This is a genomic window from Streptomyces sp. RLB3-17 (assembly GCF_007113425.2).
In the GTDB taxonomy this organism is placed as follows: domain Bacteria; phylum Actinomycetota; class Actinomycetes; order Streptomycetales; family Streptomycetaceae; genus Streptomyces; species Streptomyces mirabilis_D.
This window is the reverse complement of sequence record NZ_CP041610.2, coordinates 1430593-1456240: the sequence shown is the minus strand read 5'-3', so window position 1 is coordinate 1456240 and position 25648 is coordinate 1430593. Positions and strand designations below refer to the sequence as shown.

Genomic DNA, 25648 nt, shown 5'->3' with positions numbered 1-25648 from the left:
ACGGGGCGCAGTGGACCGCTGCGAGGGCGGCGGAGGGCAGGGCGGCCAGCGCGGTCGTGCGCAGCGGGCGGGAGGTCGTCACGAGTGGTGCCCTTCCTGGTCGAGGGCGGGCGCGAGTTGGTCCAGGTCGAGACCGTGGCCCAGGGTGCGCATCAGCGCGGGTCCGTCGCAGGTCGTCGCGACCCCGGTGCCGACGGCGCACGCCCACACCGCGCAGGCGGTGGCGCCGGTGACCGCGAGCCGCCGGGTGCGCGGGCGGCGGGGCCGGCCGGGCCCGGCGGCGGGGGCGCGGCTGGTCAGGGAGAGCCGGCGGCCTAAGGTGACGGCCAGATCGGGGGCGAGCGCGAGACCGGTGCCCGTTCCCGGCCCTGCGGCACCGTAGACTGCGCTGTCGGCCGTCGGGGCCAGTCAGGTTGGGGACCCGCGCACCCCATCGGCCCGTGCGGCAGCTTCTTGAGGCGGAAAACGTGACGTCGAGTGCGGCATCTCTTGTACCGGTCAACCCAACCCTCGGCGTCCTGCTCGCCGTTCTGCTGTTGGTGGCGGCGGCGGTCGCGGGCTGGGCCCGTCTGGATCCGCACCCGTACAAGAGCCGGGCCCGGGAGATCCTCCTCGCCGGCTTCCGCGCGGCCGTCCAACTCGCCCTGGTCTCGGTGGTCATCACCTGGGCGGTCAAGTCAGTGCTGGGGCTCCTGGCGTTCCTCGCGGTCATGTTCGCGGTGGCCGTGCGCACGGCCGGGCGGAGACTCACCGGCAACCACACCTGGTGGCTGACGGCCGCCCCGATCTCCGCAGGTGTGATACCGGTCGTTGTGGCGCTCCTTGCCACCGGCCTCGTCCCTTTGACGGGCGTCGCCCTGATTCCGATCACGGGCATCCTCATCGGTGGGGCACTCACCGTGACCGTACTTGCCGGACGGCGTGCCCTGGACGAACTGTCCCAGCGTCGCGGGGAGGTGGAAGCCGCGATGGCGCTGGGGTTCCTGGACCGGGACGCGCGGATGGAGATCGCACGTCCCGCGGCCTCCGAGGCTCTCCTGCCCGGTCTGGACCAGACTCGTACGGTCGGGCTGGTCACGCTCCCCGGTGCGTTCGTCGGCATGCTTCTCGGAGGGGCCAGCCCCTTGCTGGCCGGAGTGGTGCAGCTGTTCGTCCTCATCGCGCTCATGGCTGTGCAGACCATCGCGGTGGCGGTGACCCTTGAGCTCGTCGCCCGGCACCGCCTGTATCGCCCGGGACCGGACACCCGCACAGGTTCGCCGCGCAGGGCCAGAAGGTTTCGCAGGGTCCCGGCGCCGAGCCGTCCTTCCGAGTAGAGGCCAGGCCGGCCATCCGCGGTCAGCACGAGCGCGATCACGAACTTGGCCATGCGGCCCGGGCGCGGCGGGCGCCCCCAGGGCCGTCAGGGTAGACACGTCGGTTGTCGCGCGCCGGCTCACAGGTCGCGCAGTTCCTCGATGGCGGGCGCCGGGCGCGGCGGATCCCGTTCAGGGCTGCGGCTGGTACGGCGATCAGGGCGGCCAGTGCTGTCGGGCCGAGGTGGGCGCCGGGCACGGCCGGGCTGGCGGGCGGGGGGCCGAAGACGCCGGTGAGGACCTTGACCAGCAGGTCCGACAGAGCCCAGCCGATGAGAATGCCTTCGGCCGGCACGGTGACGGCCAGGAGCAGGGCCTCGGGAAGTCGGCAGTCAGGATGCGTTCAGGTGCCCGGTGGCACGGTCGGACAACGTGACCTATGAAACGCGTGAGAGTCAGGTGGTTCCGCAGGCCGGTCAGCCCTCCGGTTCTCGGGGCCGGCTGCGTTCGAACAAGGTGCCCGAGGTCACCGTCTACTTCTGGATCATCAAGGTGCTGTGCACGACGGTCGGCGAGACCGCGGCGGACCTGCTGAACGAGAAGGCGGGTCTCGGGCTGACCGGTGTGTCGGTGCTGATGAGTGCCCTGCTGGGCGTCGTCCTGGTGGTCCAGTTCCGCTCCAGCGCCTACCGGCCGGGCGTGTACTGGTCGGCGGTGGCGCTGATCAGCGTCGTCGGCACGCTGATCAGCGACAACCTCACCGACAACATGGGCGTGCCGCTGGAGGCGAGCACCACGGTCTTCGCGATCGTCCTCGCGGTCGTGTTCGCCGTCTGGCACCGGCGCGAGCGGACCCTGTGCATCCACCACATCGACACCACCAGCCGTGAGTCCTTCTACTCGCTGGCGGTCCTGTTCACCTTCGCACTCGGCACCGCAGCCGGTGACCTGGTGTCCGAGCGCATAGACCTCGGCTACTGGCTGTCCGCCGTGCTCTTCGCGATGGCCATCGCCGCGGTGGCCATCGCGCACTTCGCGCTGGATCTGGACGCGGTGTTGAGTTTCTGGATCGCCTACATCCTGACCCGCCCGCTGGGCGCCTCGATCGGCGACTACCTCTCCCAGCCCACCAGCAACGGTGGCCTCGACCTGGGTGCCGTCGTGACCAGCGCTCTGTTCCTGGCGGTCATCCTCGGGCTGGTCACCTACCTCTCCGTCACCCGCAGGGATGTCGCCGAACCGGAGCACCCGTCGGGGTACGCCGCCTGAGCCACGAGCCGGTCCGGTACTTCCTGCCGTCAGCTGCGGCCGCGCTCGACGGCTGGTTCATCCCACCCGGGCCCTTTCGCGATCACGATGTACTGCGCGCCTCGGCCGAGCAGGTAGCCGGCGTGCTCCCGCTGGGTGTGCATGGCGTCGCTGGTCACGACCACGCCCGCCAGATCGGCGCGGGTCTTCAGCAGAGGCTGGAAGCAGGTGATCTCGTTGGTCTTCTCACCAACGTCGAGTGGGGCCAGGACCAGGCCGGAGAGGCCAGGACCAGGCCGGAGAGGAGGTCGCAGACGGCGAGTGGATGAATCGTGCGGCCCGTGGCCCTGGCTGCTCGGCGCAGGGTCTTGCCGTCGACCGCCACTGCGTGCAGCCGGCCGTCGGCCCCAGCGCGCCGGCCGGCCGGCGGCCACCGCCCGGTCCAACGCGGCTCCGTCGATGCGGCCAAGCAACCGACGCACCGTCGCCTCCGCCGCAGGCACCGCTTCGGGGACAGCGGATCGGGCCGTACGCCGAGACGCTCCAGGACGGACGGCGGGGCGTCGGTGATCCACTCACCCACCGCCGGCAGGGAGGTCGCTCCGGCCAGAACCGCGCACGCGGTCAGCGCAAGCATGACGACCAGAGCGTGCCGTACGCCGCGCGGATCGCGAGGGCCGGGCACCTCGGCCAGACGCTCCAGGAGGCCCGGGATCTCCCCGGGTACGGCCCCGGGATGCTCGCGGAGTCGGTCAAAGGCGAGCGGGATCGGCGATGACGCGTCGCAGGCACGGTTCATTCGCCCGCGGTGTCCTCGGCCTCCCAGCGAAGCAGGTCGCCCGGCTGGCACTTGAGCACCTCGCAGAGCGCGGCGAGTGTCGCGAAGCGCACCGCCTTGGCGCGGCCGTTCTTGAGTACCGCCAGGTTGGCGGGCGTGATCCCTACCCGGTCTGCGAGCTCGCCCACGGACATCTTCCGCCTGGCCAGCATCACGTCGATGTCGACGGCGATCGGCATCAGATCACCTCGTCCAACTCGGCCTGCATCTGCGCCGCTTCGACGTCGCGGGCGACGGCCTGGGCGAGCAGCGTCCGCAGCACGAGCACGATGAGCGCGACTCCCAGGATGGCCACGCCGATCCCGCCCATGATGAGGGTGACGCCCGGGTCGTCCCGCTGGCCGGGCGCATTGACGGCCGTGACCGCGAACCACATGAGAGCAGCCGCGACGATCGCGCCGATGATGACGTCCACGTACCGGAAGGCGGCGTGGGAGAACACGGTTCCGCGTCGCACCATCGTCACCAGTCGCCATACACAGACCAGGGCGACCTGGGCCGTCCCGATGCCCAGGATCGTGATCACGCGCAGCGGGGTCAGCGGGAGCGACCCGTCCTCCGGGTCACTCCCGCTGACCAACGCCCACACCATCAATGCCTGTACGAGCACCGTGCCGGTGAGCACCACCACGAGCACGGCGCGCAGCGCGCGCACTGTCAGCTTTCCCACGGCCCATCCTCCCATCGATCAACGATGGGAATCTATCGAATCTCGATAGGTGAAGCAAGGGTTGGGTCGGGGGGCGACGATTTCGCACCATGGCGGGATGCCGTCGCCCCCTCCCACGGCATGGCGCGATGCGAAGGTTTTCGATCTTGCCGAAGTCGACCTCGCTCAGCCACAAATCGGGCGCCATCCGACTGCGCCGAAGCCTTGGGGGGCGACCGCTACGGAGGGGAGGTGCGTGTGTGCTTGGAGTCATGCTGCTCGTGCTGCGCGAGTGGGGCGAGTGATGCGCGGTGGCAGTCAGGATGCGTTCAGGTTCCCGCTGGCACAGTCGGGCGGTATGACCAATGAAACCTCTGAGGCTCAGGTGGTTCCAGAGGCGGGCACCTGGCAAGGAGACCGGCAGTGAGTCGGCGAGCAACCAGCCGAGGCGGGTCCACACCGCCTCTCCGGCACTGGGTAGGGAGCGACAGGAGCGCCTTTGCGTGGCCAGGAGGGGGAGGCCGCATGGGGGATCGGGCGACGCGAATTCACGCGCTCCGCAGATTGAATTCTGGGACGAAGTTCCCAGAATTTCGGCCAAAGGCGTGTTCTGTATCACACAGGGCAATCTCAAGACCCCGCCTATAAGGTATGTCGCCCCCCGGGTCATAACAGGTGTACAGAAAGTCCTTGTGCAGGCCAAGGAAAGAATAAAAGCAGAGGTCATTCCGGGAATGCGAACCGTGCCGCGGATATCGCTCCCGGCGGCGCGGCCCGGGCGGGCCTGGCGGGCAATCGAAGTCGTCCCGCCGTCCTGCGGATCCGAGGCTGCGCTTGTCTACAAAGTTGTAGACAGTTAACGTTCCGCAGACGTGAGGGGCGCCCCCTCTGTGCTGCCGCCCGTTCTATGTGAGGGTTACATGACAACTGTGACGACGCCCGAGAGCTCTCGGACGCATGTCAAGCAGATGCTGAACAAGGTTCCCGAGGTCACGATCTGGTTCTGGATCATCAAGATCTTGTGCACCACGGTCGGCGAAAGCTTCGCCGACTGGATCAACATGAACCTCGGCGTCGGCCTGATCAACACCTCATTGATCTTCACCGCGGTTCTGGCCGGTGTCCTGGGCTGGCAACTCACCACCAAGCGCTACGTCCCGTTCGTGTACTGGCTCACCGTCGTGGTGGTCAGCGTGACCGGCACGCTTTACACCGACATCCTCACCGACAGCCAGGGCGTTCCCCTCGCGCTGAGCAGTAGCGTGTTCGCCTGCGTCCTCGCCGTTGTCTTCGGGATCTGGTACGCCCGCGAGCGGACCCTGTCGGTCCACACCATCACCACCCGCCCCCGTGAGCTCTTCTACTGGCTCGCGGTCCTGGTCACCTTTGCCCTTGGCACCGCGACCGGCGACTGGACCCTGGAACTGACCGGCTGGACCCCGGGCGTCTCCGTGCTCCTGCCGCTCGGGTTGATCGGCGCGATCGTCCTCGCATGGCGCCTCGGTGCCAACGCGGTGCTCTCCTTCTGGCTGGCCTACATCCTCACCCGCCCGCTCGGCGCCAACCTCGGCGACTGGCTCGGCTCGCCCAGCGGCGACGGCGGCCTGGGCCTCGGCACCGCGGTGACCAGCGTGATCTTCCTGGCGGCGATCCTCGCCACGGTCGTGTACCTCACGCTCAGCCGCAGCGATGTCATCGAGACCAACGACCTCACCGATGCCCCACGAGCGCTGAACCCGGCGCGTGAGCGGATCATGCTCGGTTACTACGCCGTCGTGGCGGTCGCGACCGCGGCTCTTCTCATCTGGGCACACCACCAGCCCCACGCGGCCGCGGCCAGCGAGTCCGACACCCCGGCACCTGTGACCGCCCACCTCACCCCGCAGCAGGCGACGTCGCCGTTCCCTCCGGCCGAGATCGCGAAGTTCCGCACGATCACGGCTGACACCCTGGCAAAACTCAACTCGGGCAACCAGCAAGGCGCGACCACCCGAGTGACCGACCTCGAGACCGCTTGGGACGATGGCCAGCCCACTCTTGAGCCCAAGAGCGAGCAGTCCTGGCGCTTCCTCGACAGCGAGATCGACCACGTCCTGAAGTCACTGCGCGCTTCGAACCCCGACAAGGCCACCGAGGTCAAGGCACTCAACACCCTCCTCACCTCTCTCGGCTGACCGGCCACGATGCCCGGACTGCCTCGACGCATCCCCTGCGTCGGGGCAGTCCGGCATTCCGAACCGGACTCGGCACATGGATCGCCAACCGCCGCGCCCGCCAGGTCGGCCAAAAGGCTGAGCGGGCACGGCATCGCTGCCGTCCGTACTTCCCAGACGCGTGTCGACGGACTCGCGGCCGTCGGATCACCGGAACGCGAGCGGGTGGACGCTGTCTTGGGGCCGAGCGAGCAGGTCATGAGTGATCTGCGCGCACGCGGTACGGAGAGTGGGCCTTCCGCCGCCGATCCGGAGGACGTGCGCACACGGAACTGGCGGCAGCGCTCGAACTGCTCCGGCGCAGGGCCGACGCGCCCCTGCGCCCGCTGCCGGCTCACCGCACCCCGGCCGATCTGACCAGTACCTCGCCGCTTTCGCCGAGAACCAACTGCTGGTCCCCACGGCTTGTTCACGGTCAGCTTCCGGGGCCGGCTGCTGCGGATCCCCCTGCTCTCGGCCGAGGCCAAGCCGCGTGCCGCCCGCAAACTGGCGCGGCAGCGCGTGGTCGTGCGCCTCGAAGCGCGCCACGCCCTGGAGACCGCCGCTCTCGCAGCCGACTGACCACGGCCACGACGATCACGAAGGTCCATACCGGACACGTCAAGTGATGGAGGAGCAGGTCGGGTCGAGGTGAGGCCCGTGGTCGGATTCCGAAGGGAACGCCGGGGGTGGCGCGCGGCGTTGCCCAAGTCGTCGGCCTCTTGCTGCCCCCGCATCGACGAACTGCCGTGGATTCGGCTTCAGTTGTTGACGCCGGGCAGGGGTGGGGCTACAACCCGGAGAGAGCGCTCTCACACCCGCTGTTGCTCCTGCCCCCCGCACGCCGAACCGGCTTGAGGAGACCCCCCATGCAGACTTCCGCCGGCGTATCCGGCACACTCGGCAGACCTTCGGCCGTTGCCGTACGCTCCCGAACGGCTCTCGGTCTGGTCGTCATCCTGATAGTCGCCTGCTTCGCCGCCCTGACTCCCTCGCCCGCCCGCGCTGCCGACCAGTTGCTGTCCCAAGGACGGCCCGCCACCGCGTCCTCGACCGAGAGCGGGTCCTTCCCCGCGAGCGCGGCCGTCGACGGCGACACCGGCACCCGATGGTCCTCGGCCTTCGCCGATCCGCAGTGGCTGCGGGTGGACCTCGGTTCCACGCAGCAGCTCACCCGCGTCTCGCTGAACTGGGAGGCCGCCTACGCCACCGGTTTCCAGATCCAGACCTCGACCGACGCGAACAGTTGGACCACCGTCTACTCCACCACGACCTCCACCGGCGGTACCCAGAACATCAACATCACAGGCAGCGGGCGCTACGTCCGGGTGTACGGCACCGCACGGGCCACCCCGTACGGCTACTCGCTGTGGGAGTTCCAGGTCTACGGCCCCGGCAGCACCACTCCGCCGGACGACTTCTGGGGCAGCACCAGTGACATACCCCCGGCGAGCAACGCCGTCGAGGTGAAGATCCTCAACCGCACCAACGGCAAGTACCCGGACAGCCAGGTGTACTGGAGCTTCAACGGGCAGGTGCACTCCATCGCCGAGCAGCCCTACCTGGACATGCCTGCCAACTCCGCGGGCCGCATGTACTTCTACCTGGGCTCGCCCAACGGCCCCTACTACGACTTCATCGAGTTCACGGTCGGCAACAACGTCTTCAACGGCAACACCACACGGGTCGACGCCTTCGGCCTCAAACTCGCCATGCGCCTGCACACCAAGGACGGTTACGACGTCGAGGTCGGCGAGAACCGGCAGACCTTCGCCGAGGACCGCGCCACCACCTTCCAGCGCTTCACCGACGCGGTTCCGTCCCAGTTCAAGGTCCTGGCGCAGACCCAGGCTCCGTACCGGATCATCGCACCCGGCAGCGACCCGAGCTTCCGCGCGGGTGGCGCGAGCGCCGCCTACTTCACGTCCTACGCCCAGTCGGTCGGCGTGAACGCGGCCACCTCCGACATCTTCGGCTGCGCCGCCTCGCTGGCCGTCAACCCCGACATGTGCGCCGCCCTCAACCGCCACGTGGCCACCCTGCCGGCGTCGCAGCAGTCCGACCCGGCGCAGTTCTACAAGGCGGCCCCCGCGAACTACTACGCCAAGTTCTGGCACGACAACGCCATCAACCAACTCGCCTACGGCTTCCCCTACGACGACGTCGCGGGGCAGTCCTCCTTCATCTCGCACGCCAACCCCCAGTGGCTCCTGGTCGCCGTCGGCTGGTAGGCACGGACACATCGCGAAACGGGGCCGCCCTCGTCAGGAAGGGCGGCCCCGCTTCATGGGGTGATGGTCCGAGTCACTGGACGTTGATCGTGAAGGTGGACGTGGTGTTGCGGATGTCCTGGGCGTTGCCGCTCATCCGCAGGTTGACGAAGGTGGCCGAACCGACGGCCGGTCCCTGACCGGGCTCGGGCAGCTCGTTGGCCCAGATGCCGAACCCGGACTTCGCGTCGAACGCGTCCCCACTCTTCTTGGAGTTGGTGATGGAGATGTCGGTGAAGATCGTGTCCTTCACCGGGAACTGCGGCTGGCCACCGACGTAGTTGGTCTGGAACATCACTCCTCCGTAGGTGGAGTCGTCGATGTCGACGTCGTTGACCCTGATGCCCTGGAAGACCTTCGAGGCGGAGAACGCCCAGATGGCCGGGAAGACCTGCGAGCCCCAGAAGTGGCCGCCCGTTCTGTCCAGGGAGACGTTCTCGATCGTCGTCGGATCGGTCCCGAAGCCGTTCATCGGGTAGCCGAAGTCCAGCGAGGAGATCGTGATGCCGGAGTAGACCAGGGTGTCGGCGACCCGGATGTTGCGGAAGGTGTTGTGGTAGCCGCCGTAGACGGCGATACCGGCCGCGCGCCAGGTGAGCGTCGACGTCAGGTTCTCGTAGAGGTTGTTCTTCTCGTCGGCGCCGCCCGCGTCGATCGCCGAGAAGAGCGCGAAGCTGTCGTCACCCGTGGCCCGGGCGTCGTTGTTGACCACGTGGTTGTCCGTGGAACCGTTCGTCATGTTGATGCCGTCGGCGAACGTGTCACGGATGCGGGAGTTCTTGATGGTCATGTTGTCGGTGTTGGCACCCCAGTAGAGGCACACCATGTGCTCGGCCCAGATGTCGTCGATGGTGATGCCCGAGACGTTGGAGAAGTCGAACACCTTGCCCGGACCGTCGATCCGGGACGTGTAGTTGCCGAAGTAGGCGAAGCCGGTGAACGACGAGCCGTTGGCGGTCGCCTCGGCCCGGAAGCCCACGTCGGTGTTCTCCTGCGAGGCGGGTGCGTGGAAGCGGGTGAACCACGACCCGGCTCCGACGACCTTGACCGCCTTGCCGTAGACCTGGAACTTGCTGGAGGTCTCGTAGTCTCCGGCGGGCAGGTAGACCCCGACGAGCTTGCCCGTGGTGTCCATGCGGACCTTGTCGAGCGCGTTCTGCACGTCCTGGTGGGAGAAGCCGGCCGGTACCGTGTAGGCGGCCGGGTCCGGGTTCGGGACCGCCGTCGCCTGTTCGAGGTTGATGAAGTCGACTGCGTAGGTGGAGGTGTTGGCCGAGTCCTTCTGGAGCCGGATCTTGGAGCCGGCCGGAACGGTCCTGCCGAGCTGCAGGTTCGCCTCGTCGTAGATGTGGCGCGGGGCACCGGAGCCGGGCGAGTTGCCCGGAGAGGTCTCGTTGCCGTAGAGCCAGGCGTACTTCGACGTGAGGTCGATCGGCTTGAGGAACTGGCCGTCCACGTAGACGTTGAGCGTCGTGTCGGTGCCGTCCGGGATCTCGAAGCGGGTCACCAGGGTGTTGGTGGCCGCCCGGGTGGTCCACTCGACGTACTGACCCGTCCCGGTGAGGGTCACCGCCTTGCGGCCGCTCGCCTCGCCCGCGATGTCGCCGATCGTGCGGTTCGGGCCGACGACCTTGGCGCCGCCGCCGACGGTGCCGTCCTCGGCCTCGTACATGTCGTACGGCATGTCCGCGCCGCGGCCGACGAACAGGGCCTGCGTGGTGGTGTTGTTGGCTCGCTTGACCGGCAGTTCGTTGGCGTCGTCGGCGATCACCGTCTTGACGGTGTACTTGCCGTTGGCGGCCGTCCAGGAGCCGAGGCCGACCGGTGCGGTCGTCTGGCCGGACGCGATGGCGCCGCTGTAGGAGCCGGTGAGCGTCTTGACGGTGGCGCCGTTGGAGTCCTGGACCGTCAGCGTGACGTTGTGGGCGCCGGAGGCCGAGGCCACCGTCCCCTGGTTCTTGATCGCGACGGTGAACGAGACGTTGTCGCCCGCCGAGGCGCTGGAGGGCGTCCAGGCGACCGGAGCGGCGACCAGGTCCGAGCTGGAGACGGGCTTGACGACGAGGGCGTCGGAGCGGGCGAAGACGTTGTTCGCCTCGTTCTGCTCGATGACCTTGTTCGACGGGTCCACCTCGGCTCCGAGCGGGTAACTGCCCGCATCGCGGGTGCCGATGCTCGCCGTGACCGTCGTCGAATCGCCGGCCGCGAGGGCCGGGACGTCCGCGGCGGCGGCCTTGGTGCCGCCGAGCGTGAAGTTCAGGTCCGTGGCCTTGGACGGCTTGCTGCCGCTGTTGGTGACGGTCGCTGTCAGGCTGATGGCGTCCGACTCGACCGGGGCCGCGGGCGTGTTGCTGATGCCGGTGACCTTGAGGTCCGGGTTGGCGGCCGGGGTGCCGATGACCTGGAACTCGGCGACCTGCGCGCCGGGGGCACCGGTGTTGGAGGCGAACTTGAGCTGGATGTCGGCGGCGGAGCCGGAGACCGGGATGGTCACCGTGTTGCCGCTCGCCGGGTTGAACGTGTAGTCCTTCGCGGCCACGAGGCTGGTGAACCCGGTCGCGTCCTGGTCGCGGCCGAGCACCTGGATGTTCTGCGTGCGGGTGGACCAGGCGGCATCGGGGTTGAGTTTGACGACGACCTGGCCGAGGTCGGCGTTGGCACCCAGCTTGGTGGTGAGGGTGGCCGGGTAGGCGCCGCCCCCGCTCTCCCAATAGGTGGCTGTCTGGCCGTCGTTGGCGTTCGCGGCGACGTAGGTGAAGGTGTACGAGGACGCCTCGATGGGCTTGCCCTGGGCGAGGTCGGAACCGCCGCCGGACCCCGCCCTGGTGACGCTGTTGCTCGCCACCGACACGTTCCCGGCGGCGTCCTTCGCCTTCACGTAATAGGTGACCGTGGCCGTCGGCGACGGGGTGTCGGTGTACGTCGTGACGTCGCCCGCCACGGTCTTGACGAGCTGGTCGCCCGCGTAGACGTCGTAGCCGGTGACCTGGACGTTGTCGCTCGACGCCTGCCAGGTGAGCTTCACGTCGTTGCCGGACTGCGTGTAGGCGAGGTTTCCGGGCGCGGTGGGGGCCTGGGTGTCGCCGCTGGATCCCTTGCGGGTGACGCTGTTGCTGTTCGCGGAGACGTTGCCCGCCGCGTCCTTGGCGCGCACGAAGTACGTGATGTCGCTGCCGGCCGGCTGGGTGTCGGTGTAGGTCAGGACGTTCCCGGCGACGCTCGCCCGCAACTGGCCGTTCGCGTAGATGTCGTAGCCCGTCACTGCCGTGTCGTCGGTGGCCGCGCTCCAGGTCAGCTTGATCTGCCCGGTGGCCGGCTCGGTGTAGCCCAGGTTGGACGGCGCCGTGGGCGCCTGGGTGTCGCCGGTCGCCGGTCCGTAGACCTCCAGCTCGGACGCCTGCCCGGCGGGCCAGCCGGTGTTGGCGGTGAACAGCACGCGCACGTACCGCGTGGTGGTCGTGTCGAAGGAGATGGTCGTCGACTGGTCGTTGGTGCTGTCGAAGGTGTACGCCTTCGACGCCGTGAGGTCGGTGAAGTTCTGGTTGTCGGTCGAGCCCTGGACCTTGAAGGTCTGGCTGCGGCTCGGCCAGCCGCTGGGCAGCCGCAACGTCACCTGGTTGATCTTGACCGACGAGCCGAGGTCGACCTGGAGCCACTGCGGGAAGGCGTTGTTCGTGCTCTCCCAGTAGGTGTTGCGGTTGCCGTCACCGGCGTTGGCCGCGCCGTAGACGTCGGCGTGCCCACTCTCGCTGAAGGGTTTGCCCTGGGCGAGGTTGGGGGTTGTGGCGGCGGTCGTGAGGACCTGCATCTCGGCGAGCTGAGCGGTGCCGGCGACCGAGTTGGCGCTGAAATCGGCCCGTACGTACCGGGCGAGGGTCGCGGGGAAGGAGACCTTCACCGTGTTGTCGTTGCCGGGGCTGAAGACGTACTGCGCCGACGACGTGAGCGTGGCGAAGCTCTTTCCGTCGGCGCTCGCCTGGAGCGCCAGCGTCTGTTTGCGGGTCTGCCAGTGTTCGGGCAGACGCAGCACGACCTGGCGGACGCGCTTGCTCCGCCCGAGGTCGGTCTGCACCCACTGGGCCGACTTCTTTCCGGCCTGCCAGTAGGTGTCGGTGTCGCCGTCGGTGACGTTGGCTGCGGCGTGTGCGCCGCGGCTGCTGCCCGCCGTGGTCACGGCGTCCGCGGCGGCGTTGGGGCCGCCGGCCGCGTGTGCGCCGACGGCGGGCAGGCCCAGAACCATGACGACGGAGGCGAGCGCGGCGGTCGCTGCGCGGCGCCTTGTGGATCTCTGCTTGTGTCGAGTCATGCGGGGTCACTTCCTGCGGAGGCTCGCGCGCCGAGGGGCGGCGAGGGCGGCTCATTCCTGGCGGAGTGGTGCAGAAAGGTGCAGGACGATCAGTGCGGAGCGGGGTGCGGTGCGTTGAGGCGGCAGGAGCCGACCTGGCGGAGAAGATCTTCTAAGGGCATCGGGGAGGCAGTATTTTGCGTTGTTTCATCGAAATATTGCAGAGCAGCATGGACGGGTCTACAGCTGGAACGGCACAATATTCACCAGAAGCACCCATCACTCAGGAGTCGTGGCGGCGCGCGCACCACATCCGAGCCGCTGAAGCAGTCAAATGGCAGGCGTCGGGACCGGCTTTGCGGGCCCGCACGGTCCGGTCCGCGACTCGGCGGCGGTTGCGGGCTTGCGCTCCGAGACCGCAAGTGAACGCAAGGAGCGCAAATTCTTGCGCGATCCATGCGTGATGGGTAGTGGGTTACCGGGGATCTTGCAGAAGGCGCCGGCGTTCACGCCGGGGATGAATGCATCTCAACACTGCTCCGGCGTGCAACCTCAGAGCGGGCGTTTGTGCTGCTCGATGTACTGGCGGACGATCGCCAACGGCGCTCCGCCGCAGGAGGCGGAGAAGTACGAGGGCGACCGCAGGTGCCCGTGCATGCTGGCGTGGTTGATGTGGCCGGTGAACTCCTGGCGTATCCGGCGGGCAGAGACGCCCTTGAGGCTGTTGACCAGCTTGGAGACGGCGGCCTTGGGCGGGTAGTTGATCAGGAGGTGGACGTGATCGCTTTCGCCGTCTCCTTCAGCTCCGCCTCGAAGTCCTCGCACACCTTGCGCATGATCTCTTCGCGGCGTGTGGGCATCTCGTCGTTGAAGACCCCTCGCCGGTATTTCGTCACGAAGACCAAGTGCACATGCATCGCTGAAATGACGTGCCTGCCACGTCTGTAGCCGTTCTCGTCATCTATGAGAGCAGTCGTATTTAGGATCGTGGTTGTGCAGCTCCGCTACAACTACCGGGCCTGCCCGGATGCCGCCCAGCGTCGTGCGCTGGCTCAGGCGTTCGGGTGTGCCCGCGTGGTGTGGAACGACTGCTTGCGCGACCGCAAGGAAGCGCACGCAGCGGGGCTGCCGTATGTGAAGTCGGCCCAGTTGTCCCGGCTTCGTATTACCCAGGCCAAGCGCACCGAGGAACGGGCCTGGCTCGCCGACGTGTCAGCGGTCGTCCTGCAACAGTCCCTCCGGGACCTGGATACCGCCTACAAGAACTTCTTCGACTCGATCAACGGCAAGCGGCAGGGCCGGAAGGTGGGGCCGCCCCGGTACAAGTCGAAGAAGGACACCCGTCAGTCGATCCGCCTCAACACCAACGCCTTCTGTCTTCAGGAGGACGGCACGGTATACGTGGCCAAGGTCGGCAACCTCAAGGTCGAGTGGTCCCGTCGGCTACCGGCCGTGCCCACGTCCCTGACTGTCACCAAGGACAGCTGTGGCCGGTACTTCCTCAGCTTCGTCGTCGACACCGAGCCGGACATCCTCCCCGGGCTGGAGGCGGAGTCCGGTATCGACCTCGGCCTGTCCGCCTTCGCGGTTCTGTCCGACGGCCGGAAGATCGACAGCCCCCGCTTCCTGCGCCGGGCGGAGAAGAAGCTCAAGCGCCTTCAGCGGGAGCTGTCCCGCAAGGCCAGGGGTTCGAAGAACACGGCCAAGGCCCGTATCAAGGTCGCCCGCCAGCACGCCAGGGTGGCGGACCGGCGCCGGGACTTCCACCACAAGGCTTCCACACAGATCATCCGCGACAGCCAAGCGGTGTATGTGGAAGACCTCGCGGTGTCCGCTCTCGGCCGCACCCGGCTCGCCAAGTCCGTGCATGACGCGGGATGGTCCGCGTTCGTCAACGGTCGTTCATACAGTCTTGGCTTCGGGAGGGGTGTGTCGTGTCACCGCCTCTTCCGGCTACCGGGCTGCGGGCATGTCGCCGTCGCGCCAGTCGTTCACGCGCTTGCGGATGCTGGGGAGCATCGGAAGCGCGTCGACCTCTTCGGACAGGAACCAGCGAACATCCGTGGATTCCTCGGACACCGCCAGTTGCCCGGCCACGGGCCGCGCCAGGAAGCAGATGGAGAACTCCTGTCGCACCTCACCGTCGTCGTAGGCGAAGACATGACGGGGGTTGGTGTACGTGCCGACGATGCCGGTGATCTCTACGTCGTAGCCGGTCTCTTCGCGGGTCTCGCGGACGGCGCAGTCAGGTAGCGACTCTCCGATGTTCATGGCGCCTCCGGGCAGGGCCCACATGCCGTTGTCACTGCGGCGCTGGAGGAGGATGCGCCCGGAGTCGTCGACAACGACCGTGGAAGCGGCGGGAACCAGGCTGTTCGCGGCCGGAGCGTTGGGATCGTCCTCGTAGTCGCGCCTAGCCATTGGCTTCCCTTTCCCATACCGGAGTGCCCCGGTTCCACAGTTCGTCAACGTGCGACGCGAAGCGATCAAACATGCCGTCGTCCTGGTGCCGACGCAGATGCAGCGTGGGGGCATCGTGGCCGACCCGGTGCGTCAGCAGGGGCGTGACGATCATGTCGTCATCGAAGCGGAACACGGACAGGTGGGCGTGTCCGTCACTGTACCTCGCGTCGATGCCCGGCTGGCTTCTGATCTTCTCCAGCTCGGCGAGCGTCACGCGGATGCGGGTGGAAAGTGTGAGCGCAACGTCTTCGTCCTGCTCACGCGACCGCGTGAGATCGCTGTCGGGGTCACCGAGCAGGAACCGGACTCGGCACCCCTGGGCCGCCTTCCGCCGGAGTGCGGTGCCGAACCGGGCCTGTTCAAGCCATAGGAAGTAGTTGGTGTACCCCGCGAAGGTCAGCTCTCGTTCAGCTTTGGTGATCAGCGACCGCCACAGAGAGGCCGGGCAACCGGACCGGTAGGGATAGACGGATACGACCTCGCGGTCCGGACCGACCTTGATCGCCTTCTTCGCGGCTGCTGGCCACAACACCGCCTCGTCCTCTCCGAGTGCTTCACAGACGGCCCACCGGTGACGGGCACGGGGAACCCGCCCCGTCTCGGTGATCCATCGGCCGACGGTCTTGATATCGACGTCGCACTTCTCCGCCAACTGACGATCTGTCATGCGGGCTTGGAGCATCGCACGGCGCAGAGCCTCATTCACTGGTACCCCCAGGGACGTTAGGCACGCTTCACACGGTAGACGTACTCCGTGCCTAACGGTCGCGGAACGCAGTAGGAACGCACCGCCAGGGGCGGAAGTGTGGTGATGGACAAGACCCCCGCGACCGCGCGAACGGCCCGGGGGCATGGACAACCTGAAAGAGCAGGTCGACATGAGTCAAGGTATCGCCCGCTTCGCCGAGTCGCCGTTGCGGCCCCGGCTCCTTTCTCCGAGGTGCCACCACTTCGCGCGCCTGATCCACGGTGTGGAGGCGTCGGCGTGACCGGACACATCAACGTAATGCGGCTCCTGCCGTGGTCAGGTCCGGAAGGCAAGCCGTGCTATCTCGCCGGGGACGGCTCCGGCGGCTATCTCTCGCGCCTCGCGGACAACATGGAGGCTGTGCAACTCGGCCTGGCCGCTGACCTCGTCGAGGAAGCCAAGAGAATCCTCGACGGGCGCAAGTGGACTCCGGGTGAACTCTACTTGCTGGCCGTTCAGCTGACCGAGGCTCTCACCGACGTGCACCGCGTCGCGGAGAGCCGGGGCGCACGCCTGGCCGATCCCGCATGGGATGACCCTGACGTGATCGACGACGAGGACGAAGACGACCCCGCACGGCCCGTTGAGGCATCCGCATGAGCCGCGTCGTTCTACGCTACGTGCCCCACACGATCCGGCATGTACCGGACGGCGGAGTCACCTTCGAAGCCTTCTGCGTGGCCTCCGGGTGCGACGAGACATCCGGCCCTCACGAGGAACAGGAAACGGCTCAGGACTGGTGCCTGCGTCATACCGGCCGCACGGGCCATGACCTCTTCCGCCGCGTCGCGACCGACCACGCCCGCGTCACCCGGGACGAATGACCCCGGCCCGCTGAGCGACGGCGAGCAACAACGCTCAGCGTGTCGGCTGCCCCGCCTGTGCGTCCTCCCCCGGTGGCGCAACGGGCGGGGCTCTCCGTTTTTCGGGGGCTGGTCCTGACTGGGGTAATGGCGCGCTGTGGGCACGTCGCCGGCCGCAGAGACTTTGGGCGGGAGCTGCCATGGGGCGAGTGAACAGGGGGCCTTACGCTCGCCAGCGGATCGGGCAGTCTCTTGGGAGCTGCCCGCAATAGCCCGATCGGCCCCCTGTTCTTCGAGGCTCGCCCCATGGTGGCTGCCTGAAGTCTCGGAGGCCGTCGACCCCCAGCCCACCACGTCCCGGGCCAAGACGGCTGGTCGACGCTCTCTTCCTCTGGCGTGCTGCGGTGCGGGGGCGCCCGGCGACCGGACGGGACCGGCGGTCACGCCGCATGCCCGGCCGGGGCGGCTGGGCGCCCCGGCGCGCCGTAGGCGCGCCCTTGAGGAAGTAAAGGCTGTTTCGACCGATGCCGATCGGTGTCGTGTTGTCTTGTCTCGGTTGATGCTTGACGCTGTGGCTTCAGTTGATGCTCGACACCGCTTGCCTCGGCTTGGATCAGCAGACCCACGGCCCAGGGAGCTCTCCACGAATGGTTTCGAGATCGGCAGGCGTACGTCCACGCGCGTGAATCCAGGACTGGTCCTCGATGCCGTCCCGGCGCACCAGTCGGCCGGGAGCCGCATACCAGCGCACCGGCGAGTCGTCCTTGCTCGCCCACATCGGATGGTCAGGCAGGTCCACCCGCGCATAGCGAGTGCGGAGGCTCGGCACGAGCGCGTCCGGGAGCTCGCAGGCGTCGTAGAGGCTGTCCGCTCCGAAGAGCGATTCGCTCAGCACGAGTTCCACCCAGGCCAGGGACATTCGATCGAAGAAGGGAATCCAACCCTCGTGTGATTCCACCACCACGGGCGGATCCTCGTGCTCGATCTCGTCCAGCGGAATCCCCCAGTACGCGCAGTCCTGGTTCTCACGCCGGAAGACCAGGACACCGTTCAAGGCTTCATCGACGTAGAGCCCAGTCGGCCGGACCAGAGGGTCCTGCTGTCGGGTCAGGTCGTCCCGCTGGCCGAAGAGCTCGAAACCCTCACGCAAGGCAGCCGGAAGCTCGAAGCCAAGATCAGCCTCCGCAGCCGCCAACTCGTCCTCGGCGCAACAGTCTTCCACTCGTAGAGGGCAACCGATCCATGCATCGGCGAACCAGCGCACGAAGTCCCAGGCCTGGGAGCGAGTTTGCACCCCGCCTCGCAGCACCACCGACACATCAGGGCCGTCCAGCATGCCGAAGACGCTACCGCCTCCTTCGACCACCCGACCGCGTGGGGAGGCATAAGCAACCCGGCCTCGTGATCGTTTCACGCACTATCAAATGAGACTCGAACCCGTTACTTACGGGGCGGGCGAGCAGCTGCCGGGCTCTCAGGCGGCGTTATTGAGACCGCTGTGTCAGACCTCGCTGCCATCATGTAAGGACGAGTGACGACGGATGTCGCATCGTAGCCGCAGAGTTGACGTGACGTCAGCAAGACCGAAAGGAGTGACGGCCATGGACTGCCGCGGCCCACCGACACCACCGACCTCGGAGGCTTACCCAGGTTGCGCGCACAGCGTTCCCATGACGATCAACGCACACGTGCTGTCAGACGACAGGCGGCGAAGTTCCCGGCACGGATAGGGCCGAAGAGTGCGGCACGGCTCGCACGACTCCTCGGCCCTCATAGCGATGACTGACGGCTAGTCGAGCGGGTTGGGCTCGATCTCTATGCGGTCGAAGTTCAGCCCCTGGCCCCGCTTGCTGGTGGGGTGGATGATCACGGCGGCGAACAGGAAGCGGAAGACGGCGTTCATGCGGGCGTAGTCCTTCTCCTCCTCCAGGCGTCGCCAGTTCTTCCGTGCGTCCGCTCCGACGATGCCTTCGAGCACCGCTACGGGCCGCAGCACGGTGCGGCGCTGCCGCTCCTTGATCCTGTCCTCGATGACGCGGCGCATGGACCGGTATTCCGGAGTCGGGATCTCCTTGGACAGCCACATCTGATTCAGCTCCGCGAGTTGCGCGGCGTCGTCCTCGTCGGCGGCCACATCCTGTGACGGCCGGGTGGTGGTGGCGGGCTGGCGGCCGGTGATGTCGAGCTTCTCCAGCACCTCAAGCGCCACGTCCCGGGTGAAGGCTTCGAGCGGCTCGGCGGTGATGGCACGCGTGCAGCGTTCCTGGCCGTAGGCGGCGGCCCGGGTGCACCGGTAGATCGGCTTGGTCCGGTTGCTGCTGCCCGACATCCGCATGCCACAGGTGCACATCACCACCCCGCGCAGCAGGTAGTAGCGGTGCTCGGCAGTGCTCCTGCCGCTGTGCGCAGCCCGGTAGGTGCGGAGCTGCTGGACCTCCTCCCACTGGCCCACATCAATGAGCGCGGGCCACTCGCCCATGCCGATCCGCTGTCCCCGGTGCACCTGGATTCCTGCCACGTACGGCACGGACAGCAGATTGCGGACCTTGTTGGGCTGCCACTGCGCCCCCTCGGCCGTCGTGAGCTGCCGTGCGTGCAGGTCCTTGGCTATGGCGCTGGCCGTCTCTCCGTCCAGGAAGCGACGGAAGACCTCCCGGACGACCTCGGCCTCCTCCTCGATCACGGTGCAACCGTCCTTGGCGTAGCCGTAGCGGCGTCCGCCGTGCGGCTTCCCGGCGCGGGCCCGGTCCTCCAGCGCGGAGCGGGTGCGGCGGGAGGTGTCATCGGACGAACGGCAGGCGTGCGCCACCTCGATGCGCAGGATGAACCGGTCATCCGGGTCCGACAGGTCCTTGCGGTTGGCCTGCCCGTGCAGCACCACGTGCTGATCGTCCGCGATGGTCAGCAGCTCTTCGAGGTCCTTGGGCTGCCGCATCAGCCGGTCGGGGTGGTAGACGATCACATGCCGGTACGCACCCTCACCCATCCGCACCAGTAACGCGTCCCAGCCCGGCCGCTTGCGGTTGCGCCGCCACGCGGAGCGGTTGTTGTCCACAAACACATCCGCCAGCCGCGCCCCCAGCCGCTCCGCCATCTCCCGGCAGATACGTTCCTGACGGTCCACACCGGTCTGGTCGTCGTCCCCAGCCTGCGAGATCCGGCAGTAGATCGCCGCATCCTCACCAACTGCGTTGCTTTGCCTGGCCGTTGTCGCCTCTTGAGTCATATCTAGACTGTATGAACGACCACTGACATTCGTCAGGATGCTGGAGTACAAGGCGGTCAGGCACGGCCGCACGTTCGCCAGGGTGGACCGTGCTTTCCCGTCGTCTCAGGTCTGCTCGGCCTGCGGATTCCGGGACGGTCCCAAGCCCCTGCACGTCCGGGAGTGGACGTGCGGCGCGTGCGGCATCGTGCACGACCGCGACCACAACGCAGCCCGCAACGTCCTCTTCGAAGGACGCCGTATCGTCGCCGCCGGACGGGCGGAGACACTAAACGCCTCGCAGAGCGCCGGTAAGACCAGGACGAAAGTCCCGGCACAGCGCGTTGAAGCAGGAAGCCCCCGGAAGGGTCAGACGACCCAGGCCGGAATCCCTGGACTTTAGGCCAGGGAGCACGTCAATGACCGGTCTGCACATCGGTGGCGTCGGCTTCACCGCCGAGCTGCACGACAGCCGGCCTGTGCTGGACGAGACGTGGGAGGAGATCGTCGAGGTCCCGTTCCGGCCGGTGTCCGAGGAGACGAAGCTGCGGCAGTGGAATTGGAAGAAGTGGTGGGAGTTGGGACTGGAGGTGCGCGACTACCGCGTGCGTTACTCTGCCACCGGTATGGACGCCGGCAGGAGTCAGAACGTCCGGGAGGACGACGAGCCTCAGACGGATGACCGGTATCTGCTGCAGTTCTGGCCTGCCCCGCCCGAACCGGCCAGGCTGCTCAAGCAGACCAGCCGTGCGGCCGCGTCCTGGCACGACTTCGCCACTTCGCCCGTGGGCTGACTGCTTGAACGGACCGGGTGCTGAACGCCCGGTGAGGACTCAGAGTCTGCGGGAGGGTTCCGGCTGCCAAAAGCTCGGCGGCCCTTGGCCTCTGAGAGGGTGGTTCGTGAGTCTCTTCCTGCCGGTGACCGGCTGCGGGCGAACTGCGGCAGCCCTGGTCGAGGCACTGGAGCTGATACTCACATGTTCTGGCGAGCAGGAGTTCCCCTCGTCGGCCGCGCCGCTCGACCAGGTCGTTTCCTGGAGCATCGCCCTGGTCCGGGTCCGGATCGGCACGTAGGCGGCTTCGGTGGCGGACGGTGATGGCGGCTCAGCCTTCCAGGTAGGCGAGTACTGCCAGGATCCGGCGGTTGTCGTCCTCGGACGGTTCGAGTCCGAGTTTGGTGAAGATGTTGTAGCTGTGCTTGCTGACGGTCTTCTCGCTGACGAACATCCGGCCGGCGATGGCGGCGTTGGAGCGGCCCTGGGCCATCAGTGAGAGCACCTGGTGCTCACGCGGGGTCAGCTCCAGTAGGAGAGGGTCTGCCGAGCGGTGGGTGAGGAGGGCGCCGACCACGTCGGGATCCATGACCGTACTACCGGCGGCGACCTGCCGGACGCCTGCGACGAACTGGCCGACGTCCAGCACCCGGTCCTTCAGCAGGTAGCCCATCGCCCCGGCGCGGTCCGACATCAGTTCCCTGGCGTACAGCTGCTCGACGTACTGGGAGAGCACCACGATGGGCAGGCCGGGGATCTGCTTGCGTACGTCGATCACGGAGCGCAAGCCCTCGTCGGTGAAGGTCGGGGGCAGCCGCACGTCGACGACTGCGACGTCGGGCCGGTGGGTCGTCAGCGCCCTGATCAGGGAAGGGCCGTTGTCGACGGCGTCGACGACCTCGAAGCCGTTGGCCTGGAAGATCCTGATTAGGCCTTCTCGGAGCAGGGCGAGGTCTTCGGCTATGACGATGCGCACGGCAGCGACATCCTTATCTCGGTGGGTCCGCCGGGCGGACTGTCGGCGGTCAGGGTGCCGTCGAAGGCCGCCAGGCGACGCGCGATGCCCCGAAGGCCGGTGCCGCCGTCGGGACGGGCGCCCCCGCGGCCGTCGTCCGACACCCGCATCGTCAGCAACCCCGCCGTCGTGCCCGGGTGGGGCGTGAACTCCACGGTGATCTGGATGTGCCGGGCTTGGGCGTGCTTGATGGCGTTCGCCAGGGCCTCGGCGACGGCGAAGTAGGCCGCGGACTCGACCGGCGCGGGCAACCGTCCAGGCAGGCGTGTGATCACCGTCGTGGGTATCGGGTTGGCCAGGGCCAGGGCCTGCAGGGCGCCGTCCAGGCCGCGGTCCGCGAGCACCGGCGGATGGATGCCGCGTACCAGGTCCCGGAGTTCGGCCAGGGCGCCTGCGGTCGATCCGTGGGCCTCGGCCAGCAGCTGCTGGACGGCCTGTGGATCGCCGGGCAGGAGTTGTTCGGCCAGGCCCAGGCTCATGCCCAGCGACACCAGTCGGGCCTGTGCGCCGTCGTGCAGGTCCCTTTCGATCCGGCGCAGTTCGCCCGCCTGGGTGTCGACGGTCTCGGCCCGTGAGGCGGCCAATTGCGCGACACGGGCCCGTAGTTGTTTCTGCGCGGTGGGCGCCAGCAGGGAGCGGATCACCAGGGCGTTGAGGTTCGCCAGCCGCTCGGCGGTGGTGTACCAGAGCTGGAAGAACACCGGGCCCAGCGGAACCAGCGCGAACGATTCCTGGACGCTGTGGAGTCGAAAGCTGTTGCCCAGTGGCGTACGGAACACCTGAGGAGGGGTCAGCGTGTACAGCAGCGGATAGCTCAGGTAGAAGACGCCGCAGAGGAAGAACAGGAACGACAGCCCGTAGGTGAACCACCCGGTGATCGAGTTGGCCACCAGCCAGGCCCAGTCCCGCCAGGTCGCCGGGTCGCGCAGGATCGCCCGCAGCCGCATCGGCCAACCGCCGTCGGGTGTCGGCAAGTAGGGCCGGGCCACCGGTTCGCCGAGTCGGTCGGCGGCCGACTGGCGGTGCAGGTCGGGCCACGAGCGCCCTGATCACCCACCTGCGCGAGGACGTCGTCCCCGCCGCGGAGCGGGGAAGCGGTCTGACGGTCTACGTCGGTGGCACGACCGCTGCCTCCGGTGACCTGGCCGACCTGCTGGCGGGCAAGCTGCCGCTGTTCCTCGGGGTGATCGTCGCACTCGGCTGCCTGCTGCTGATGGTCGCCTTCCGCAGCGTCCTGGTGCCGCTGACCGCCGCCGTGATGAACCTGCTCGCCTCGGCCGCGTCCTTCGGAGTCGTCGTCGCCGTGTTCCAGTGGGGATGGGGCTCCGAACTCCTGGGCCTGGGGAAGGCCGGGCCGGTGGAGGCCGAGCTTCCGGTGATCATGCTGGCCATCCTCTTCGGCCTCTCCATGGACTACCAGGTCTTCCTGGTCAGCCGGATGCACGAGGAGTGGGAGCACACCCGCGACGACCACCGCGCCATCCGGATCGGCCAGGCCGAGACCGGCCGGCTGATCAACGCCGCCGCCCTGATCATGATCTGCGCGTTCACGGCCTTCGTCTTCGGCGGCCAACGGGTCATCGCCGAGTACGGCGTGGGACTGGCCGCGGCCGTCGCGATCGACGCCTTCGTCCTGCGCACCGTGCTGGTTCCCTCGCTGATGCACCTGCTGGGACGGGCGAACTGGTGGCTGCCCGCCTGGCTGGAGCGGATCCTGCCGCGCGTGTCGATCGAGGGCGCACCCTCCCGCGAACCCGTGCCCGTCGTCCCGGTGCCCGTCGTCCCCGTGCCCGCGAGGGCCGCTAGGGTGGAGCGGACGGCGGGTCTTCACCGCACGGGTGTGGCGACGACCGCGAGCCGACCGGCGGTGGTGCCGCCGTCGGCTCGGCCCGAGCCGCCGCTGCGACAGGACAGCACGCCGCGCCCGGCGAAGTCGGTCGCTGTGGCCTACCTCTGGTGGTTCTTCCTCGGTCTGTTCGGCATGCACCACTTCTATCTCGGCAGGACCGGCCGTGGGCTGCTGCACCTGTGCACCCTCGGCATCTGCGGGCTGGGCTGGCTGGCCGACGCGTTCACCCTGCCCCACCAGGTCCGGAGTGCGAACGCCCGCATCGCGCAGCAGGACGTCGCACCCCGGGCCGACGCCCCGGCCCTGAACGACCCCGTCCACTGACCGACGGATTCGCCGACAGGCGGAGAGGCCCGGCTCAGGCCGCGTCGGCGGGGGAGGGGGCTTGGATGCTGTCGAGGAGCTGCCCGAAGGTGCTCTTCTCGTCGGTGGGGCCGCGGGCGGCGACCGGCCGGGCCGTCACTCCTGCGGCGTCTGCTGGATCTTGGCAAGCGTCAGGACACCGCCGCCGATGCCCCATCCGGCGTCGGCGACCTCTTCGACCAGTACGAGGGTGGTGGCCCGGGCGCCGTCGCCGAAGATCTCGGCGTACAGGTCGGTGGTGCGGGTGATGATCTGCTCCTTCTGCTCTGCGGTGAGGGCGCCGGCGGGGACCTTGAAATTCGCGAACGGCATGGTGCTCTCTCTCTTTGTGCGGGGGCGCCGGAGCTGCTCACAACGAGCAGGAGGTCGACCCCGATGGGGCAACCATCCGTCCGAGTCACCTGCTCCGGCCAGGGCTGAGCCCACCCAGGGGTCACCAGCCCCTGGCTCGGACACCGACGGAGAGGCGACGATGAGCGGGTGAACCTTCCCGAGCTTGCGGCGTTCCTCAGGTCCCGGCGTGATCGGATCCGGCCGGCCGACGTCGGCCTGCCCGCCGGGCCCCGGCGCAGGGTGCCCGGCCTGCGGCGCGAGGAGGTCGCGCAACTGGCGGGCCTGTCGGCCGACTACTACACGGAGCTGGAGCGCGGACGCGGCGCCCAGCCCTCGTCCCAGACGCTGGCCGCCCTCGCCCGGGCGCTGCGGCTGGGCGGCGACCAGCGCGACCACCTGTTCCATCTGGCCGACCGGCCGCTGCCCGCATCGGCGCACGGCGCAAGCACGCGGCACGTCCAGCCCGGCCTGCTCGGGCTGTTGGACCGGCTGGCCACCACCCCGGCCCAGGTCATCACGGACCTGCACGAGACCCTCGTCCAGAACGAGCTGGCCGTGGCACTGCTGGGCCGGGCTCCGGAGCCGCGCGGCCCCGCCACCGGCTTCGCGTACCGCTGGTTCACCGATCCGGCCGCCCGCGCGGTCTACCCGCCCGAGGACCATCCGCACCACTCACGGGTCTTCGTCGCCGACCTCCAGGCAGTCGCCGCCCGCCGCGGCCGCGACACCGAGGTCGCCGGGATGACGGCCGCGCTACGGCGGCGCAGCGCGGAGTTCGCTGCCCTGTGGGACGCCCACGACGTCGGCCTGCGCCGCACCGATCACAAGCGCATCGTGCACCCCGCGCTGGGCGTCATCGAGTTGGACTGCCACAGTCTGTTCAGCGAGGACGGCCGCCAGCGCCTCCTGTGGTTCACGGCCCCGCCCGGTACCGAGGGCGCCGCTCAGCTTGAGCTGCTCGGCGTCATCGGCACGCAGGACATGGCGGCGACCGAGGCCGCCTCCCGCACCGAAGGCGGCGTCCACGCGGACTGAAGGTGGATGGCCGGTCCCGGAACCCGCGGCGGAGACGGTTGCGGATCCGGTCGGCCCGCTCGGGCGTGGTGTGGTCGATTCCCCGCTCCCGCAGCCAGGCGCGGATGACCTTGGAGCGGCACCAGGACATCGACGGCGGCCAGCGGCTCGTCTCGTGGGAGCCCGCGGACGGACACCCGCGTCTGGACCGGCCCGACGGCATGGAGGGGCCAAGTCCCCACTGTCCGGGCGCACTTGGCTCCGCTGAAGCCTCGCGCCCGCTCCTCATTGCCGTGCGTCCGTGC

Annotated in this window: 24 protein-coding genes and 4 pseudogenes; 14 read left to right on the top strand and 14 right to left on the bottom strand. The window is 68.3% G+C overall.

Annotation, left to right across the window (positions count from 1 at the left end):
* Window positions 1–78: 78 nt before the first annotated feature.
* Window positions 79–210, bottom strand: a complete 132-nt coding sequence (locus tag FNV62_RS57020) for a hypothetical protein (RefSeq protein WP_258320958.1) — start codon at window positions 208–210, stop codon at window positions 79–81.
* Between the two features lie 257 nt (window positions 211–467).
* Here FNV62_RS57020 and FNV62_RS06990 point away from each other — a divergent pair, with 257 nt between their 5' ends.
* Entirely contained in the window at window positions 468–1316 is an 849-nt protein-coding gene (locus FNV62_RS06990; RefSeq protein ID WP_143600334.1) for an ABC transporter permease, read from the top strand.
* Window positions 1317–1727: 411 nt separating this feature from the next.
* A complete protein-coding gene (locus FNV62_RS06985; protein ID WP_143600333.1) occupies window positions 1728–2564 on the top strand; it encodes a hypothetical protein in 837 nt (278 codons plus the stop codon).
* 29 nt (window positions 2565–2593) lie between these two features.
* On the opposite strand, the gene FNV62_RS57015 is transcribed toward FNV62_RS06985, so the two are convergent.
* From FNV62_RS57015 to FNV62_RS06970, 4 genes are read right to left on the bottom strand one after another with little or no spacing between them, the layout of a single operon-like run.
* The gene (locus FNV62_RS57015) at window positions 2594–2728 is read right to left on the bottom strand and encodes a hypothetical protein (protein ID WP_260690256.1); all 135 of its coding nucleotides are present in this window, start codon (window positions 2726–2728) and stop codon (window positions 2594–2596) included.
* Window positions 2729–2751: 23 nt separating this feature from the next.
* On the bottom strand, window positions 2752–3342 hold the full coding sequence (locus FNV62_RS06980; RefSeq protein ID WP_225900186.1) for a transposase family protein: 591 nt from the start codon (window positions 3340–3342) through the stop codon (window positions 2752–2754).
* Window positions 3339–3560: a helix-turn-helix domain-containing protein gene (locus FNV62_RS06975; RefSeq protein ID WP_054237256.1), complete on the bottom strand. Its 222-nt coding sequence runs from the start codon at window positions 3558–3560 to the stop codon at window positions 3339–3341. Before FNV62_RS06975 ends, FNV62_RS06980 begins: the two co-directional genes overlap by 4 nt.
* Window positions 3560–4051, bottom strand: a complete 492-nt coding sequence (locus FNV62_RS06970) for a DUF2975 domain-containing protein (RefSeq protein ID WP_143607180.1) — start codon at window positions 4049–4051, stop codon at window positions 3560–3562. Before FNV62_RS06970 ends, FNV62_RS06975 begins: the two co-directional genes overlap by 1 nt.
* An 899-nt stretch (window positions 4052–4950) precedes the next feature.
* Here FNV62_RS06970 and FNV62_RS06965 point away from each other — a divergent pair.
* The 3 genes from FNV62_RS06965 (at window position 4951) to FNV62_RS06955 (ending at window position 8453) form a co-directional block, all read left to right on the top strand.
* The gene (locus tag FNV62_RS06965; protein WP_097283169.1) at window positions 4951–6204 is read left to right on the top strand and encodes a hypothetical protein; all 1254 of its coding nucleotides are present in this window, start codon (window positions 4951–4953) and stop codon (window positions 6202–6204) included.
* Between the two features lie 444 nt (window positions 6205–6648).
* Complete coding sequence (locus FNV62_RS06960; RefSeq protein WP_164405932.1) at window positions 6649–6804, top strand: hypothetical protein; 156 nt, start codon at window positions 6649–6651, stop codon at window positions 6802–6804.
* 287 nt (window positions 6805–7091) lie between these two features.
* On the top strand, window positions 7092–8453 hold the full coding sequence (locus FNV62_RS06955) for a beta-1,3-glucanase family protein (RefSeq protein WP_144314857.1): 1362 nt from the start codon (window positions 7092–7094) through the stop codon (window positions 8451–8453).
* Window positions 8454–8526: 73 nt separating this feature from the next.
* Here FNV62_RS06955 and FNV62_RS06950 read toward each other — a convergent pair whose 3' ends face one another.
* Both FNV62_RS06950 and tnpA read right to left on the bottom strand, forming a co-directional pair.
* The gene (locus FNV62_RS06950; protein ID WP_144314855.1) at window positions 8527–12798 is read right to left on the bottom strand and encodes a discoidin domain-containing protein; all 4272 of its coding nucleotides are present in this window, start codon (window positions 12796–12798) and stop codon (window positions 8527–8529) included.
* Between the two features lie 531 nt (window positions 12799–13329).
* Window positions 13330–13694: pseudogene (tnpA, locus tag FNV62_RS06945) on the bottom strand (IS200/IS605 family transposase).
* A 76-nt stretch (window positions 13695–13770) separates the two neighbouring features.
* Here tnpA and FNV62_RS06940 point away from each other — a divergent pair.
* Window positions 13771–14685 (top strand): annotated as a pseudogene (locus tag FNV62_RS06940) (RNA-guided endonuclease InsQ/TnpB family protein); the annotation flags it as partial.
* Between the two features lie 45 nt (window positions 14686–14730).
* Here FNV62_RS06940 and FNV62_RS06935 read toward each other — a convergent pair.
* A complete protein-coding gene (locus FNV62_RS06935) occupies window positions 14731–15198 on the bottom strand; it encodes an NUDIX hydrolase (protein WP_143614313.1) in 468 nt (155 codons plus the stop codon).
* Entirely contained in the window at window positions 15191–15907 is a 717-nt protein-coding gene (locus FNV62_RS06930; protein WP_318658460.1) for a DUF5919 domain-containing protein, read from the bottom strand. Before FNV62_RS06930 ends, FNV62_RS06935 begins: the two co-directional genes overlap by 8 nt.
* Before the next feature lie 318 nt (window positions 15908–16225).
* Here FNV62_RS06930 and FNV62_RS06925 point away from each other — a divergent pair, with 318 nt between their 5' ends.
* Both FNV62_RS06925 and FNV62_RS06920 read left to right on the top strand, forming a co-directional pair.
* Window positions 16226–16588, top strand: a complete 363-nt coding sequence (locus tag FNV62_RS06925) for a hypothetical protein (protein ID WP_225900185.1) — start codon at window positions 16226–16228, stop codon at window positions 16586–16588.
* Window positions 16585–16812, top strand: a complete 228-nt coding sequence (locus tag FNV62_RS06920; RefSeq protein ID WP_143614309.1) for a hypothetical protein — start codon at window positions 16585–16587, stop codon at window positions 16810–16812. Before FNV62_RS06925 ends, FNV62_RS06920 begins: the two co-directional genes overlap by 4 nt.
* Window positions 16813–17404: 592 nt before the next feature.
* Here the strand turns inward: FNV62_RS06920 and FNV62_RS06915 are convergent.
* Window positions 17405–18127, bottom strand: a complete 723-nt coding sequence (locus FNV62_RS06915) for an SMI1/KNR4 family protein (RefSeq protein ID WP_143614307.1) — start codon at window positions 18125–18127, stop codon at window positions 17405–17407.
* Window positions 18128–18580: 453 nt separating this feature from the next.
* On the bottom strand, window positions 18581–20017 hold the full coding sequence (locus FNV62_RS06910) for a recombinase family protein (RefSeq protein WP_143614303.1): 1437 nt from the start codon (window positions 20015–20017) through the stop codon (window positions 18581–18583).
* Window positions 20018–20045: 28 nt separating this feature from the next.
* Here FNV62_RS06910 and FNV62_RS06905 point away from each other — a divergent pair.
* The 3 genes and pseudogenes from FNV62_RS06905 to FNV62_RS06895 all read left to right on the top strand — a co-directional run.
* Window positions 20046–20399 (top strand): annotated as a pseudogene (locus tag FNV62_RS06905) (zinc ribbon domain-containing protein); the annotation flags it as partial.
* Window positions 20400–20415: 16 nt separating this feature from the next.
* Window positions 20416–20790 carry a hypothetical protein gene (locus tag FNV62_RS06900; protein ID WP_097283165.1) on the top strand — a complete coding sequence of 125 codons (375 nt, stop codon included), beginning with the start codon at window positions 20416–20418 and terminating at the stop codon, window positions 20788–20790.
* A 106-nt stretch (window positions 20791–20896) separates the two neighbouring features.
* A complete protein-coding gene (locus tag FNV62_RS06895) occupies window positions 20897–21070 on the top strand; it encodes a hypothetical protein (protein ID WP_164657619.1) in 174 nt (57 codons plus the stop codon).
* A gap of 30 nt (window positions 21071–21100) precedes the next feature.
* Here the strand turns inward: FNV62_RS06895 and FNV62_RS06890 are convergent, their stop codons facing one another.
* Window positions 21101–21745, bottom strand: coding sequence for a LuxR C-terminal-related transcriptional regulator (locus FNV62_RS06890; RefSeq protein ID WP_144314853.1), 645 nt, complete (start codon window positions 21743–21745; stop codon window positions 21101–21103).
* On the bottom strand, window positions 21730–22773 hold the full coding sequence (locus FNV62_RS06885) for a sensor histidine kinase (RefSeq protein ID WP_240363945.1): 1044 nt from the start codon (window positions 22771–22773) through the stop codon (window positions 21730–21732). The genes FNV62_RS06890 and FNV62_RS06885 overlap by 16 nt, the downstream gene beginning before the upstream one ends.
* 47 nt (window positions 22774–22820) lie before the next feature.
* On the opposite strand from FNV62_RS06885, the pseudogene FNV62_RS55470 reads away from it, so the two are divergent.
* Together FNV62_RS55470 and FNV62_RS55465 are read left to right on the top strand one after the other, a co-directional pair.
* Window positions 22821–23597: pseudogene (locus FNV62_RS55470) on the top strand (MMPL family transporter); the annotation flags it as partial.
* Complete coding sequence (locus FNV62_RS55465; RefSeq protein ID WP_413083915.1) at window positions 23571–23957, top strand: TM2 domain-containing protein; 387 nt, start codon at window positions 23571–23573, stop codon at window positions 23955–23957. The pseudogene FNV62_RS55470 and the gene FNV62_RS55465, both read left to right, overlap by 27 nt.
* 135 nt (window positions 23958–24092) lie before the next feature.
* Here the strand turns inward: FNV62_RS55465 and FNV62_RS06875 are convergent, their stop codons facing one another.
* The gene (locus FNV62_RS06875) at window positions 24093–24308 is read right to left on the bottom strand and encodes a tautomerase family protein (protein WP_054237249.1); all 216 of its coding nucleotides are present in this window, start codon (window positions 24306–24308) and stop codon (window positions 24093–24095) included.
* A 168-nt stretch (window positions 24309–24476) separates the two neighbouring features.
* Between FNV62_RS06875 and FNV62_RS06870 the strand changes: the two genes are divergently transcribed.
* Window positions 24477–25364 carry a helix-turn-helix transcriptional regulator gene (locus FNV62_RS06870; protein ID WP_144314851.1) on the top strand — a complete coding sequence of 296 codons (888 nt, stop codon included), beginning with the start codon at window positions 24477–24479 and terminating at the stop codon, window positions 25362–25364.
* Window positions 25365–25648 lie beyond the last annotated feature (284 nt).